This window comes from Sorangium sp. So ce1014 (genome assembly GCF_051521505.1).
GTDB lineage: Bacteria > Myxococcota_A > Polyangia > Polyangiales > Polyangiaceae > Sorangium.
On sequence record NZ_CP150356.1, the window covers coordinates 11,943,704 to 11,957,550 of the forward strand.

At 72.7% G+C, this 13,847-nt stretch carries 12 protein-coding genes; 6 read left to right on the forward strand and 6 right to left on the reverse strand.

Going from position 1 to position 13,847, the window contains the following annotated elements:
- Window positions 1-463 precede the first annotated feature (463 nt).
- Window positions 464-1,129, forward strand: coding sequence for a hypothetical protein (locus WME75_RS45015; RefSeq protein ID WP_437484432.1), 666 nt, complete (start codon window positions 464-466; stop codon window positions 1,127-1,129).
- A 102-nt stretch (window positions 1,130-1,231) separates the two neighbouring features.
- On the opposite strand, the gene WME75_RS45020 is transcribed toward WME75_RS45015, so the two are convergent.
- Together WME75_RS45020 and hisZ are read right to left on the reverse strand one after the other, a co-directional pair.
- Entirely contained in the window at window positions 1,232-2,515 is a 1,284-nt protein-coding gene (locus WME75_RS45020; protein ID WP_437484435.1) for an adenylosuccinate synthase, read from the reverse strand.
- Window positions 2,516-2,627: 112 nt separating this feature from the next.
- Entirely contained in the window at window positions 2,628-4,049 is a 1,422-nt protein-coding gene (gene hisZ, locus WME75_RS45025; RefSeq protein WP_437484437.1) for an ATP phosphoribosyltransferase regulatory subunit, read from the reverse strand.
- A 150-nt stretch (window positions 4,050-4,199) separates the two neighbouring features.
- On the opposite strand from hisZ, the gene WME75_RS45030 reads away from it, so the two are divergent.
- Window positions 4,200-4,919 (forward strand): RNA polymerase sigma factor, encoded by a 720-nt coding sequence (locus tag WME75_RS45030; protein WP_437484439.1) that lies wholly within the window; start codon window positions 4,200-4,202, stop codon window positions 4,917-4,919.
- 112 nt (window positions 4,920-5,031) lie between these two features.
- Here WME75_RS45030 and WME75_RS45035 read toward each other — a convergent pair whose 3' ends face one another.
- On the reverse strand, window positions 5,032-5,727 hold the full coding sequence (locus WME75_RS45035; protein WP_437484441.1) for an HAD family hydrolase: 696 nt from the start codon (window positions 5,725-5,727) through the stop codon (window positions 5,032-5,034).
- A 186-nt stretch (window positions 5,728-5,913) separates the two neighbouring features.
- Between WME75_RS45035 and WME75_RS45040 the strand changes: the two genes are divergently transcribed.
- Both WME75_RS45040 and WME75_RS45045 read left to right on the forward strand, forming a co-directional pair.
- Window positions 5,914-6,942 (forward strand): hypothetical protein, encoded by a 1,029-nt coding sequence (locus tag WME75_RS45040; RefSeq protein WP_437484443.1) that lies wholly within the window; start codon window positions 5,914-5,916, stop codon window positions 6,940-6,942.
- 73 nt (window positions 6,943-7,015) lie between these two features.
- Window positions 7,016-8,260: a phosphatase domain-containing protein gene (locus tag WME75_RS45045; protein WP_437484445.1), complete on the forward strand. Its 1,245-nt coding sequence runs from the start codon at window positions 7,016-7,018 to the stop codon at window positions 8,258-8,260.
- A gap of 15 nt (window positions 8,261-8,275) precedes the next feature.
- On the opposite strand, the gene WME75_RS45050 is transcribed toward WME75_RS45045, so the two are convergent.
- Window positions 8,276-9,448: an aminotransferase class V-fold PLP-dependent enzyme gene (locus WME75_RS45050; protein WP_437484447.1), complete on the reverse strand. Its 1,173-nt coding sequence runs from the start codon at window positions 9,446-9,448 to the stop codon at window positions 8,276-8,278.
- A 110-nt stretch (window positions 9,449-9,558) separates the two neighbouring features.
- The gene (locus WME75_RS45055; RefSeq protein ID WP_437484449.1) at window positions 9,559-10,311 is read right to left on the reverse strand and encodes a helix-turn-helix domain-containing protein; all 753 of its coding nucleotides are present in this window, start codon (window positions 10,309-10,311) and stop codon (window positions 9,559-9,561) included.
- Window positions 10,312-10,353: 42 nt separating this feature from the next.
- Between WME75_RS45055 and WME75_RS45060 the strand changes: the two genes are divergently transcribed.
- On the forward strand, window positions 10,354-11,547 hold the full coding sequence (locus WME75_RS45060; RefSeq protein ID WP_437484451.1) for a cytochrome P450: 1,194 nt from the start codon (window positions 10,354-10,356) through the stop codon (window positions 11,545-11,547).
- Window positions 11,548-11,755: 208 nt separating this feature from the next.
- Complete coding sequence (locus WME75_RS45065) at window positions 11,756-12,505, forward strand: hypothetical protein (RefSeq protein WP_437484453.1); 750 nt, start codon at window positions 11,756-11,758, stop codon at window positions 12,503-12,505.
- Window positions 12,506-12,578: 73 nt separating this feature from the next.
- On the opposite strand, the gene hisC is transcribed toward WME75_RS45065, so the two are convergent.
- A complete protein-coding gene (hisC, locus tag WME75_RS45070; RefSeq protein ID WP_437484455.1) occupies window positions 12,579-13,664 on the reverse strand; it encodes a histidinol-phosphate transaminase in 1,086 nt (361 codons plus the stop codon).
- Window positions 13,665-13,847: the final 183 nt, after the last annotated feature.

The window sequence follows — 13,847 nt, forward strand, 5'->3', positions numbered from 1 at the left end:
CCGACCAAGATCACGCCGACCGGCACGCCCGTCTCCTTCTTGACCAGCTGCACACGCTGCCGCACCGCGCCGTGGCGGCGGCGCGCCCCCCGCGGCTGGTCGTGAACGCCGCGACGGGCGCCGTGACCGGGACTGCACCCGAAGGATGCGCAGGTCATCGAACGTACTGCCGCGTTGGCGCGCGGAGGTCGTGACCCGCTGGTTGCGCTCGCTCAGGCCACGGGCGAAATCATCCCTGCCGGACAGGTACACCTCCTGGGCGAGTTCCAGGGCGTTCAGGTCTTTGGGTCGCTGGTCACTCGCACAGGAGTAGTTACCACGGCAGAGGGCTCATTCCTCGATCGTGCCCCGCTGGGTCAGGCGATCGGGCCCTCGGAAGATTCGCGTGAGGCTTCGCGACCGGTTGATCGATATGAAAATTTGTCAGGTACCGCCGGGATCCTATGGTGACGCAACGAGCCGCGTGAACGATGTGCTGTGCCTCGTTGCGCGTACGAAATTCTTCCCGCGTCATGAGAGTGTTCCCGGCTCGATCGTTCAGCTGGTGGAAGAACACATGATGCAGTACGCGCAAATCGTCGACCTGGGACTGGTTGCTGCGCCAGCAATCATTCTAGGAGGTGAACGCACACTGCGCGGGCTGCGGGACCGCATCGCGAGCGAACCGGGCGGGGAGGCATTCGCCGATCGATGGAACGCCAAGCTCGGCAGGTTCCTGCAGCGGGTGACCGATGAAGCGATGCAGGACGCCGTCGTCCGGGATCGAATCGGCCCACCTCTGTGGTCCGTGCCCCAGATCGTAAACGTGGTGCAGCCGCTCGTCGTCGATGATCCCGAGACGTTGCTGGCCAACACTCCGACGGCTGAACGCGAGCTCTGGTGGGAACTTGCGTGTACCGTCGAGAAGAACGCCTGGAACGCGCTGATCTGGGAGGTGGTCGATGGATCAGGAGCAGGGAAAGGCCCCAACCCGTTCCTCTCGCTGGTTCGCGTGCAAGCGGAAGGGTTCTACCCGCTCGGATTCGTCGGGCAGCGCTTCATGGTGTTTGCGCTCTCGAGCTCGCCATCCGACGAGTTCAAGCATCACGAAAGGGGTTCCGTGGACGACTACGAGACGTTAGACCGGTAACCGGGGAGGTCTGCAAAGCCGTAGGCAGTCGCCGGGCGGGCGCTCCCTCCCCAGCGGCGGGGCGCCCTCCCCGACGACGGCGCCCTCACCCGCCCGCTCCCCTCAGGCGAACGCGTTGCGCCGCACGATGGTCGCCTCGCGGTCCGCGCCGACCGACACCACGTCGACCGGCACCCCCGTCTCCTTCTCGACAAGCTCCACGTACTGCCGCGCCGCCGCCGGCAGCTCGGTCATCGAGCGGGCCGCGTCGATCGACTCGCTCCACTCGGCCACCGGCTCGAGCACCGGCTTCGCCGTCGCGATGTCGTCGATCGGGAACTCCCGCGTCCGCCCCGACGGCGTGTCGTAAGCGACGCACACCTTGAGCTCCGGCATGCCCGTCAGCACGTCCAGCTTCGTGAGCGCGATCCCGTCCAGGCCGTTCACGCGCGCCGCGTAGCGCAGCGCCGGCAGGTCGAGCCAGCCGGTCCGCCGCGGGCGACCGGTCACCGAGCCGTACTCCCCGCCGACCGACCGCAGCCGCTCGCCCAGCGCGCCGCCGAGCTCCGTCGGGAACGGGCCCTCGCCCACGCGCGTGCAGTACGCCTTCGCCAGGCCGAGCACCCGGCGGATGCGCGTCGGGCCGACCCCTGCGCCCACGCACGCGCCCCCGGCGATCGCCGACGACGACGTGACGAACGGGAACGTGCCGTGATCGATGTCGAGCAGCGTCCCCTGCGCCCCCTCCAGCAGCACCCGCTCGCCGCGGCGGAGCGCCCCGTCGATGAGCTGCGACGTGTCGGCGAGCAGCGGCGTGATGCGCTTCGCCAGCGGCGTGAGCTCCTCGAGGATCGCGTCGAGCGACGGCGGCTCGCCGCCGAGCGCGCGCAAGGTCGGCGTCCACGCCTCGATCGAGCGCGAGACGAGCTGCGCCAGGCGCTTCATGTCGCGCAGGTCGCCGAGCCGCGCCCCGCGCCGGGACGCCTTGTCCTCGTAACACGGGCCGATGCCGCGCTTCGTCGTCCCGAGCCGCGTCCCGTCCTCCGCGGCCGCCTCGCGGAGCGAGTCGACGAGCGGGTGGTACGGCAGGATCAGGTGCGCGCGATCCGAGACGAACAGCCGCCCCTGCGTCGAGCAGCCCCGCGCCTCGACCGCGTCGATCTCGGCGACCAGCACCCCCGGGTCGACCACCATGCCCTGCGCCATCACGCACCGGGCGTTCGCGCGCAGGATGCCGCTCGGGATGAGCCGAACGATCAGCTTCTCCCCGCCCACCACCAGCGTGTGTCCGGCGTTGGGCCCGCCGGCGTAGCGCACCACGAGGTCGGCGCTCTCCGTGTAAAGGTCGACGACTTTGCCCTTGCCCTCGTCGCCCCACTGCGCGCCGACGATCACGATCGCGGTCATTCCGAAGCTCCTCCCGGATCACCTGGCCCGGCCTCGGCCCGCTCGTACCTCCGAGCGGCTCCGTCCGGGTCCACGTCCGCCTTTACCCCAGGCTCGCTTGCCGAGCGAGCGTCTACTTGCCGCCCCGACGCGGCGCCCCCGTCTTCAGCACGATCGCCCGGGCCGCCGCGGCGTCGTCGAGGCCCGCCGGGACCACGCCCGCCTCGGACGCCCCGCCGCCGGGCGCCGCCTCGACAACGAGCGCCCCGTCCCGCTCGCGCACGAGGTGGGAGAACCGCCAGGACAGCGCATACCCCTCCGGATCCTGGTCCGCAGCGTGCGCCACGACCGGGACGGCGAGCCCCCGCAGCGCCGCCGCGAGCGGCTCGGCGCGCTCCGGTGGCACCGAAAGGAGCACCCGCAGCGCCGGCTCGTCCGCCGCGCCCGCGACGTCGCGCGCCCAGGCCACCGCGTCGAGGTTCAAGGCGAAGCCGACCGCCGGCATCGGCAGGCCGAACCGGGAGAGCAGCGTGTCGTAGCGACCGCCCGCCGCGATCGGCTCCCCGGGGCCGTCGGCGAGCACGTGGAAAATTGCGCCCGTGTAGTAGGCGAGGCCGCGGAGCTCGCCGAGGTCGACCCGGAGCGACGGGCCGAGCTCGGGGCTCTTCCTCGCCGCGTCCCAGAGCGCGCGCAGCTCGGCGAGCGGCGCCTCGGCGGGCGTGCCGGCGAGCAGGCCCGCGGCCCGGTGGAAGACCACGGCGCCGTCCGGATCGGCCTCGCCGCCGCCCGCGAGGTCCGGGAGCGCGGCGATCGCCGCGACGATGCGGCGTGGAACGTCGGTCGCCCGCGGGCTGGCGAGCACGGCGGCGAGGCGCGACGCGTCCTTCAGCTCGAGCACCTCCGAGAGCTCGGCGGCGAGCCCCGCCGGGACCGCGTCGAGCAGCGCGCGCGCGATCATCGCGTGCCCGAGGTCCACGACGAAGTGCTCGAGGCCGGCCTCCCGCACCGCGGAGGCGGCCAGGCGGAGGATCTCCAGGTCGCCGCCGAGCGTGCCCACGCCGTACAGCTCGACGCCGGCCTGCGGGATCTGCCGGTGGCGCCGCGCCCGGCCCTGGCGTCGCCGCAGGACGGTGCCCTCGTAACAGAGGCGGATCGGGCGGGGCGCGCTGGCGAGGCGCGTGGCCACGAGCCGGGCGATCTGCGGGGTCATGTCCGGACGGAGCGCGGCGACCTCGCCCGACTCGGGCTCGATGAAGCGCAGCACGTCCGCGGCCTCGAGGGTGCCGAGCCCGCGCTCGAGCACCTCGGCGAACTCGAACGCCGGCAGCGTGACCGGCTCGTAGCCGTACAGGACGAAGTGATCGAGCACGCGCCTGGCGAGCGCGCGGCGGCGCTGCGCCTCCTCCGGGAGGAGATCGCGCATGCCGGCGGGCAGCGGGTGCGCCAGCGCGCGGGGCGGCGCGGAGACGGACGGCGCTGGCCGGTCCACTTCGGGCGTCGGAGCGTGGCGGCCTTCCCCCTCGGGGGCTTCCCATCGCGGAGCGTCGCTGGACATCGTGGCCCCGCTTATACCGGCTGAGCACGCGGTGCGCACGCGGCGCGCACGTCCGTTGAGCTTGCCGTGGCAAGCCGTTTGCTGATCGGAGCGCACCACCGGGCCCGTGGGCCGGAAGCGCACGCGGCGCCCTCGACGGAGAGATGGCTCATGGCTCTGACCGCCGTTCCGACCGATGTTCCGAGCGCCAGCACGAGGCCCGAGACTCCTCTGGCGCCGTGCGGTCTCACCCCGTCCGGCGCGGTCGGGCCGCGCCCGGCGTCCCGGGCCGCGAGCGCGGGCCCGCTGGCCGACGCGATCTGCCGGGCGAAGGAGGGAGACCGGGAGTCGCTCGACGAGCTCACGCGGCTCATCCGCCCGCACGTGGAGCGGCAGCTCGCGCGCTATCCCGTGTCCGACGAGGACCGGCTCGACCTCGTGCAGTCGACGCTGCTGCAGGTGGTGCGGACGATCCGCTCCTTCCGCGGCGACTCGAGCTTCACGACGTGGCTGTTCCGGGTGACGGCGAACGAGGCGCTCATGCTGATGCGGTCGCAGCGGCGGCAGCGCGCGCGCATCGTCGAGGGGCTCGACTTCGAGGAGCTCGGCCTGCTCCCGACGATGCGCAGCACGATCGGCGAGGACGACGCCGCGTCGGCGGCGGAGCGGGAGGCGTGCGTCCGCGAGGCGCTGTGCGAGCTGCCGGAGGACTACCGCGACGTGGTGCTCGCGCACTACCACGAGGATCTCGGCCTGCAGGAGATCGCGCAGAAGCTCGCGGTGAGCGAGAGCGCGGTGCGCTCGCGGCTCCACCGGGCGCGCGTGCGGCTGCGCGCGATCCTCAACGCGACCGCGTTCGGCCGGGAGATCGCCGAGGGCGTCGCGGCCTGAGGGCGGGCGCGGGCGGGCCGTGTGCGCAGGCTGACTGTGCGAAGGCGGACTGTGCGGAGGCTGACTGTGCGAAGGTTGACCGCTGCGACGCCTGACCGCTGCGAGGCCTGAGCTAGCGGACGGCGGAGAGCCTCGCGGTCGCCTGGCGCCAGCGGCGGAGGACGTCCCAGAGCTCGTCCAGGGTGCGGAGGAGCACGTCCGGACGGGCGTTGAGGATCTCCTCCTCCGAGGCGAAGCCGCCGAGGACGGCGATCGACCGCGCGCCTGCGCGGCGCGCGCACTCGATGTCCTGGGGGCCGTCGCCGACCATCACCAGCCTGCGCGGCTGGATGCCGAGGAGCTGCGCGAGGTAGAGCAGCGGCGCGGGCGACGGCTTCTTGTCGGCGACGTCGCCGCCGGCGACCACGGCGTGGAAGCGCGCGCCGACCCCGAGCGCGGCGAGCACCGCGTCGGTGGTCGAGCGCGGCTTGTTCGTGCAGACGCAGATCGACAGATCGCCCACGTCCGCGAGCCTCTCGATGATGTCCTGCGCGCCCGGCATCCAGCGGGTGAAGTCGAGCGGGTGCTGCTCGTAGTACGTGAGAAAGTGCCGGAGGAGCTCCTCCACGTCCTCGGACGACTCGGGGAGCTTGGCGGCGCGCGCGCACAGCGCGCGGGCGCCGTCGCCGACGTACCGGACGATCACCTGCGCCGGCAGCGGGGACCGCCCGGTCGCCTCCAGCGCATGGTTCACCGCCGCCACGATGTCGCCTCGGCTGTCGATCAACGTGCCGTCGAGATCGAACACGACCGCCGTGGGAGTAACCATCGTCCCAGAGCCTACGCCGGCGCCCTCGCTGACGGAAGGTGTGGCGAGCGCCGACGTCGCAGGTTGTAGGAATGAAATGTGGCAGGACGATTCGGGCGTCGCTGCCGCCGATGGCTGAGCCCGTGAGGCGATCGCGCGGCCAGGCCTGGGCCGGCTCCCACGTCAGGGCGTAGGATGCCGGGCACCATGGACGGTGCGGCACGCATGCTCGCGTGGTTTGACCAGGCCCTCGCGCGTCACAAGCCGGACGACGCGCTCTCGTTCACCGAAGCGCAGGCGAGCTTCACCTCGGTGCTGACGGGCCTCATCGCGGTCGAGCGCGGCGGCGGCATGCTGTTCGGCATGGTCCTCTCTGGCGAGCACGTCGACGCGCTCGTGCGCGCGGCGCTCCCGGCGCTCTCGGAGGCGGCCCAGGCCTGGCGCGCGTACTTCGAGCGGCGCTACGGCGCGCGCGGCCGCCAGGAGGTCGCCCGCATCGCCGCCGCGCTCCGCTACGCGCCGTTCCTCGACCGCGGCCCCCTCCGCGCCGACCCGGCCGTCGACGAGGCGCTCGCGCAGCTCATCGACGCTTGCCTCGACCCGCGCCGCGCCGCGCCGTCCGCGGACGACGGGCTCGGCGACACGCTCCGCAGCGCCCTGGCGCGGGGGAGCGACGCCTCCTCCGCGCCGCGCGCCGGCTGGTCCGTCGCGGTGAAGCCCCCCTCTGCCGATCGCCGGCGCGAGGTGGCCGAGGTCGAGGCGCTGCACGGGGCGCTTCACCCGCAGATCGAGGCGCTCTATGCCTCGCTCGACGGCCTCGCCCTTGTCGACCCGACCTCTGCGCCTTCCCGCGTGCCGTGGCCCGCTGTGTTCCCGTCGGCGGCGCTCGTCCTCGTGTCGCCGCTCGACTCGGTGCTCGTCATCCGCAAATCGAGCTCGTCGAGCCCGAGGGGAGAGATGCAGCTCCTCAAGCTCGCCCGGTTGCCAGGGCACATCGTGTGCACGGAGTCCGATCGCGGCGTCGAGGTCAAGTGGACCGTGGCCATGTATCTCGCGGTTCGCGTGGGAACAGCGGAGATCTACCTGTCCGACGGTGACTATGGCTCTCCGACGCGCTTGCTCGCGCCCGATCTGGTGAGCTTCCTGCGCGCGCTCGGCGGCGCGGCGCCGCGGCTGGACGGCGTCCTCGCGGCCCTGGCGGAGGTGCTCGGCGGCGGGGTGTCGAACGCCGGCTGAGCCGTCCTCGCCGCCCACCGCGCGGAGGACAGCCCGACGGGCGCCGGCAGATCCGTTATGCTGCGGGGGCGCCATGACGATCGATGCCACCCCCGACGTGCCGATCCCGTCGGTGCTGTCGAAGCTCGACGAGATCCGGCAGCGGATGGCTGCCCACACCGACCGGGAGGACGAGCGGCGGATCCTGGAGATCCTCGCCGGCGCGACCGCCGTCGAGCTCGACCAGCTGCTCCTCCTGCTGGATCTGCGCGCATTGCTCGGCGACGTCGACGATCGCCTCATCGGCCCCGACAACCGCACGGCGCTGCTCGATCTGCTGACCGCGGAGCGCCTCGGCGAGCTCGGCATCCCGGCGCGCGCGGCGCTCGCCTCGGCGCTGCAGCGCGGCCGCACGGGCCGCCGCGACGAGCAGGCGCTGCGCCGCCTCTGGCTCGGAACGCGCGGCGCCGACCTCACGCGGCTCAAGAACGCGGTCGACGGCCGGGGCGGCTACCACGACCTTCACCAGCTCTTCTATCACGATATCGACGACGACGCCCTGCGCGAGGAGCTGCTCGCGCACCTCGCGCGCGAGGCCGCCGCGGTCACGACGCGCGATATGAAGATCCTCTCCGATATCGACGATACCTTCTATGCGAACTGGAAGGACGCGCGGTATCCGAAGAAGACCGTCTATCCAGGCGTCCTGCAGTTCTACGCGGAGCTCGACCGCGGGCCGGGCCCGGAGCCCGCGCGTCTTGGCGACCTGACCTTCGTCACGGCCCGCCCCGGCGATCGCCTCGGCCTCGTCGAGGACGCGACGCTCAGGGCGCTCGCCGAGCGCGGCCAGCTCGCCGCGACCGTCCTCGCGGGCTCGTTCACCCGCCTCATCGGCAACCGCACGATCGCGGAGAAGAAGCTCGAGAACTTCCTCGAGTACCGGCGGCTGTATCCGGAGTACGGCTTCGTCTTCGTCGGCGACAGCGGGCAGGGCGACGTCCACTTCGGCCAGCGCATGCTCGAGCTCGCGCCGGAGTCGGTCCACGCCATCTTCATTCACGACGTCGTCGCGACGCCCGAGCGCGCGCGGCAGGAGCTCGCTCTCGGCGGGGTGCACCTGTTCGACACGTACATCGGCGCGGCCACCACGGCGCTCGAGCGCGGCCTCCTCGCCCTCGAGGGCGCGGCGCGCGTGGCCGAGGCCGCGCTCGCGGCGTTCGCCGCGATCCCGTTCCCGTCGCACGAGGGCCGCGCGCCGCGCCGCCTCGAGCTGCTGCGCGACGCCGCGCGGCTGAACGAGCTCCTGCCGCCGTCGCTGCGCCTCGACGGGGCGCTGTAACGCGTCTCGACCTCGTCAGGCCGCGGCGAGCGCGGCGACGAAGCGGTCAATCTCGGCGTCGTCGTTGTAATAGTGGACCGAGGCGCGCACCAGATCGGGGATCCCGCGCGCCTCGAAGTCGAGCAGCGTCCCCGAGGCGGTCGACACGCTGACGTGGATCGCCTGGGCGCCGAGCCGGGCCTTGATGGTCGCGGCGTCCTCGCCGTCCCGGGTGAAGGTCACGATGCCGCAGCGCTGCTCGCCGAGGTCGCGCACGGCGACCCCGGGCAGCTCGGCCAGCCGCGCGCGCAGGCGCTCGGCCAGCAGAGAGACCCTGTCGCGGATCGCGGGCAGGCCCAGCCGGAGCGCGTACTCGGCGGCTGCGCCGAGCCCGAGCCGGCCGGCGACGTAGCTCTCCCAGTTCTCGAAGCGCCGGGCGTCGGGTCGCAGCTCGTAGCGGTCCGGCGCGGTCCAGCGGGCCGCGTGAAGGTCGAGGAACGGCGGCTCCAGCCGGTCCAGCAGCGCGCGCCGGACATAGAGAAAGCCGGTGCCGCGCGGCCCGCGCAGGTACTTGCGCCCCGTCGCCGACAGGAGATCGCAGCCGAGCGCCTCGACGTCGATCGGCAGCTGCCCCACCGACTGGCAGGCATCGAGCAGGAACGGCACGCCCGCCGCCCTGGCGCGGCGGCCGATCGCCTCCGCCGGGTTGACCAGCCCGCCGTTCGTGGGGACGTGGGTGATCGCGATCAGCTTGACCCGCTCGTCGAGCAGGCGATCGAGCGCGGACAGCGAGACGGCGCCGCGCTCGTCGCTCGGGATCGGGACGATCTCGGCGCCCGTGCGCCGCGCGACCTGCAAGAACGCGATGTAGTTCGAGGCGTACTCGGCCCGCGCGGTCAGGATGCGATCGCCCGGGCCGAAGCGGAGGGAGTAGAACGCCATGTCCCAGGCCCGCGTGGCGTTCTCGACGAGCGCGATCTCGTCCGGCGCCGCGCCGATGAGCCGCGCGATCGCGCCGTAGACCGCCTCGATCCGCTCGCCCGCCTCCGCCTCCGCCTCGTAGCCGCCGATCGCCGCCTCGCGCCGCAGGTGCTCGACCACCGTGTCGACGACGACCGCCGGCGGCAGCGACGACCCCGCGTTGTTGAAGTGCAGCACGCCGGCGCAGCCCGGGGTGTCGCGGCGCAGCGCGGCGATATCCATCGTCATCACGTCATCTCCTCGGCAGGCCGACACGCTGCCGGCTGGCCGACACCACGTCAATCGCGGCGATCGCCGGCGGCGGCAGCGGCTGCTGGCCGGCGCCGCTCGGGCGCCGGTTACTCCATCAGCCCGCTGCGCAGCTCGGTCGGGGAGTAGCCGAGCATGCGGCGGCAGGTCCGCGAGAAGTGCGCCAGATCGGCGAACCCTGCCGTGTGGGCGGCGCCCGTGGCGTCGAGGCGCGCGAACGCCGCCAGCGCGACGAGGAGCCGGCGCCACAGCTGGAACGTGCGGATCGGCAGCCCCACGTCGCGCACGAACAGCGCCTGCAGGTGCGCCTCGGAGATCCCGGCGCGCGCGATCGCGAGCCGCCGGCCCGCCGCCGGATCGCGCAGCGCCTCGAGGACGCGGGCGACGCGCCCGTCCAGTGCGCGCGGCGGCGACTCCCGCGCGAGCCAGGCCGCGACCTCCCGCGCGAGGCCGTCGAGGACCTCGGGGCGCGACAGCGACGCGCGGTGGGCCGCCACGGCCGCCTCGACGCGCGCGAGGAGGCGGCCCTCGAGCGGGCAGGCCCCGCCGCGCAGGCGCGCGTAGCTCGCCACGCGCGGCATCTCCTCGGGATCGACAAGGAGCCCGATCGTGGGCCCGGGGCTCGAGGCGGCGTGCCACCGATCCGGGGGCACCACGACCACGCGCCCGCGCACGACCGCGCCGCCCGGCTCGGGCACGGTCACCGTCACGTCGCTCTCCAGCCCGACCAGGACCGCCGCGCCGTGCTCGGCGTGGAGCGTCGACGCCATCGCCGTCGAGGCGCGCACCGCGAAGGCCTCCGCGATCACGGCGCCGATCCGGGTTTCGTTCAAGCGGCCCACGGCCCCGGATCCTACCCTGGCGCGCGAAGGAGGTCGTGAGCGATGAACCTGTTCTCGGACGAGATGCGACGAAACCCTTACCCCCTGTACGACCAGCTCCGGAGCGGCTCTCCGGTGCTCCACTATCCACCCTCCGATGCGTGGATGATCTTCGATTACGACGGGGTGAAGCGGGCGCTCCACGATCATGACGCGTTCAGCTCCGTCGTGTCGCCGCCGGGCAACAGGACCTCCGAGTGGCTCGTCTTCTCGGACCCGCCGCGCCACACGACGCTGCGCGCGATCCTCCAGCGGGCCTTCACCCCGCGGGCCGTGGCGGGGCTCGAGCCGCGCATCCGCCAGCTGTCGCGCGAGCTCCTGGACCGCTCGATCGAGCGTGGCGAGATGGACCTTGTCGAGGACTACGCGCTCCCGCTCCCCCTGCTCGTCATCGCCGAGATGCTCGGCGCGCCGACCGAGGACCAGCCGCGGTTCAAGCGCTGGAGCGACGTGATCCTGGACCTCAGCACCACGGTCTCGGGCAGCGAGGAGGCGGCCCGGGCGATCGCCGAGTTCGCCGCGGTGACCGCCGAGATGCAGGCCTATTTGAGGGGCCTCCTTGCGCAGCGGCGGGCGGCGCCGCAGGACGATCTCCTGACCCGGCTCGTCGACGCCGAGGTGGACGGAGAGCGGCTGAACGAGGACGAGATCCTGGGCTTCTTCCAGCTGCTCCTCGTGGCCGGCCACGAGACGACCACGAACCTGCTCAGCAATGCCATCCTGTGCTTCCTCGAGCACAGGACCGAGCTCGCCCGCCTCCGGGCCGAGCCCGATCTCCTGCCCTCCGCGATCGAGGAGGTCCTGCGCTACCGCTCGCCGGTCCAGGCGATGTTCCGCGTGACGAAGCGCGATGTCCCGATGCACGGCCAGGTGATCCCGGCCGGCAAGCCGGTGCTGGCGATGATCGGCTCGGCCAACCGAGACCCAGCGCATTTTCGCGATCCTGGCCGCTTCGACATCGCGCGCGATCCCAGCCCGCACATCGCGTTCGGGCACGGGATCCACTTCTGCCTCGGGGCGCCGCTCTCGCGCCTCGAGGCCAGGATCGCGCTGTCGGATCTCGTCGCGCGGCTCACGGACCTCGAGCTCGCGAGCGACGCGCCGTGGGAGCCGCGCCGGGCGATCCACGTGCTCGGCCCGACCCGCCTGCCGATCCGCTTCGCGCCGGGGAGGCGCCTCGCCCCGTCCAAGGAGTGAGCGCGCGTGCGTCGCTCGACGCGCGGCGCGTCCGGCTCTGCTGATGTCTGCCGGTCTGATGCCTTTCGGCCGCACCCGCTCCGCTGCGCGATCCGGCCGGAGCGACCGCGAGGTCTTCGCCGCGGTTTCCTCCGCTGGCACCGCCATTGCTGATGCGGATCCCGTGCAGTCGAACGGCCGACAGGACCGGGCAGGCGTGGAGACCTCGATGAAAGAGCAGACCTTCATCGAGGTCGTTGTTCCGCGCGAGATGACGCCGGATGAAAAGCAGATCCTCGTCGACGACCTCCACGGCCTCCGCCGCCGGATCTTCGAGGGCTCGCAGCGGAGGCGGAGCTTCGCCAGCCACGTCATCGAGGCCGGTACGGAGCACGGCGCCGTCGTGCTCCGCCGGAGCGCGGGCGGACAGATCGTCGGCTATTTCGCGATGGAGATCCTCGAGCGGGAGTCCTCCGGCGTGCGGATAGCGATCTTCCGCGGCGAGTCCGGCGCGCTCGGCGAGCGCCCCGGCGGCGATGTCGCCCTGCGCCTCGTCCTGGAGCGCCTGATCCGGTACATGCTCGCCCACCCGGGTCGACCCGTCTATTGCCTGTGCTCGCTGGCGCACCCGTCGAGCTACGCCCTGTTCTCGCGGTTCGTCGACATCACGCACACGAGCCCGGCCGAGAGCCGGGTGGCGGGCGCCGACGCGCTCATGTCCGGGCTCGCCGCTTCGTTCGATCTCGGGGCGGGCGAGCAGGGCAGCCCGTTCGTCTTCGAGGTCGGGCAGCGGACGAGCGAGCTGGCCGACGGATGCGACTTTCTGCACCTCTACGAGAACCCATCGGTCCGTTGCTTCGTGTCGGCGCACCCCGGCCCGGCGGAGGGGCGCGGGCTGATCGCGCTCGTGCCGCTGAGCCTCGGCGGCATGGTGCGCGCGGCGGCGCGCTATGCAGGGCCGGAGGCGAAGCGCTGGTAGAGCCGTGGGGCGCTCGACCGCGGTCGAGCCGGTGGCCAGGGTGATCCCGCGCCCGGGCGGTGCGCGGGCGGGGTCAGGTCGCCAGCACGTCCGACAGGCTGTCGAGGAAGCGCTGGTTCTCGCGCTCGGTGCCGAGGGTGACGCGCAGGCTGGTCGGCAGGTTGCCGAACGGTCGCACGATGACGCCCTTCCGGAGCAGGGCGTCGTAGACGGCGCGCGCCGGCCGCCCGACGTCGACGAGCACGAAGTTCGCCTGGCTCGGCGCCACCGACAGCCCGAGCCGGGTGAGCTCGCGCGTGAGCCGTTCGCGCTCGCGGAGGTTGAGCGCGCGGCTCTTCTCGACGTGCTCGGTGTCGTCGAGCGCCGCGAGGGCGGCGGCCTGCGCGATCGCGCTGACGTTGAACGGCGCGCGCACCCGGTTCAGGTAGTCGATGAGCTGGGCCGGGCCGACGGCGTAGCCGACGCGGAGGCCTGCGAGGCCGTAGATCTTCGAGAAGGTGCGCGTGACGATGAGCCGCTCGCGGAGCCCGCGGAGGCGGATGGAGTCCGGGAAATCCGCGGCGTCGGCGTACTCGATGTACGCCTCGTCCATGACGATGATGACCTCGGGCGGCACCTCCCTGAGCAGGCGCTCGACCGCGCTGCGGCCCACGTGCGTGCCGGTCGGGTTGTTCGGGTTCGCGACGAACAGGAGGCGTGTCTGCGGCGTGACGGCCGCGGCCATGGCCTCGAGGTCGTGCCGCAGGTCGCGCAGCGGCACGGCCGTGAACGGGACGCCGTAGGCGAGCGAGGCGAGCTTGTAGACGATGAAGGCCGGGTCGGCGAAGACGATGTGCGATCCCGGCGTCGCGAAGGCGTGCACGATGAGGTCGAGCAGCTCGTTGGAGCCGTTGCCCTGGACGATCTCGCCCATGGTGACGCCGTGGACCGCCGCGAGCCGCTCGCGGAGCCGGTAGGCCGCCCCGTCCGGGTAGAGGTGCATGCTCGCGAGCTCCCGGCGCACGGCCTCGACGGCGCGCGGGCTCGGGCCGAGCGCGTTCTCGTTCGAGGCGAGCTTCACGGCGTCGGTCACGCCGAGCTCGCGCGCGAGCTCATCGAGCGGCTTTCCTCCTTCGTACGGTACGAGCGTCTCGACGGTAGGCAGAACAAGCGCTGACATGGGGCGCACCCTATCACACGTCCGCCACGCCATGCGAGCGTGCGGCGCCATGTTGAACGCCAAGGCGCAAGGCGCAGAGGCGCCAGAAAGAGAGGGGAGATTCAACGCCAAGGCGCCAGAAAGAGAGGGGAGATTTAACGCCAAGGCGCAAAGGCGCAAAGGCGCCAGAAAGAGAGGGGAGAT

Coding starts and splice junctions, on each gene's coding strand:
- WME75_RS45030 (WP_437484439.1), top strand. CDS start 4,200: ATGGCTCTGACCGCCGTTCCGACCGATGTTCCGAGCGCCAGCACGAGG.
- WME75_RS45035 (WP_437484441.1), bottom strand. CDS start 5,727: ATGGTTACTCCCACGGCGGTCGTGTTCGATCTCGACGGCACGTTGATC.
- hisZ (WP_437484437.1), bottom strand. CDS start 4,049: ATGTCCAGCGACGCTCCGCGATGGGAAGCCCCCGAGGGGGAAGGCCGC.
- hisC (WP_437484455.1), bottom strand. CDS start 13,664: ATGTCAGCGCTTGTTCTGCCTACCGTCGAGACGCTCGTACCGTACGAA.
- WME75_RS45060 (WP_437484451.1), top strand. CDS start 10,354: ATGAACCTGTTCTCGGACGAGATGCGACGAAACCCTTACCCCCTGTAC.
- WME75_RS45050 (WP_437484447.1), bottom strand. CDS start 9,448: ATGACGATGGATATCGCCGCGCTGCGCCGCGACACCCCGGGCTGCGCC.
- WME75_RS45045 (WP_437484445.1), top strand. CDS start 7,016: ATGACGATCGATGCCACCCCCGACGTGCCGATCCCGTCGGTGCTGTCG.
- WME75_RS45065 (WP_437484453.1), top strand. CDS start 11,756: ATGAAAGAGCAGACCTTCATCGAGGTCGTTGTTCCGCGCGAGATGACG.
- WME75_RS45020 (WP_437484435.1), bottom strand. CDS start 2,515: ATGACCGCGATCGTGATCGTCGGCGCGCAGTGGGGCGACGAGGGCAAG.
- WME75_RS45040 (WP_437484443.1), top strand. CDS start 5,914: ATGGACGGTGCGGCACGCATGCTCGCGTGGTTTGACCAGGCCCTCGCG.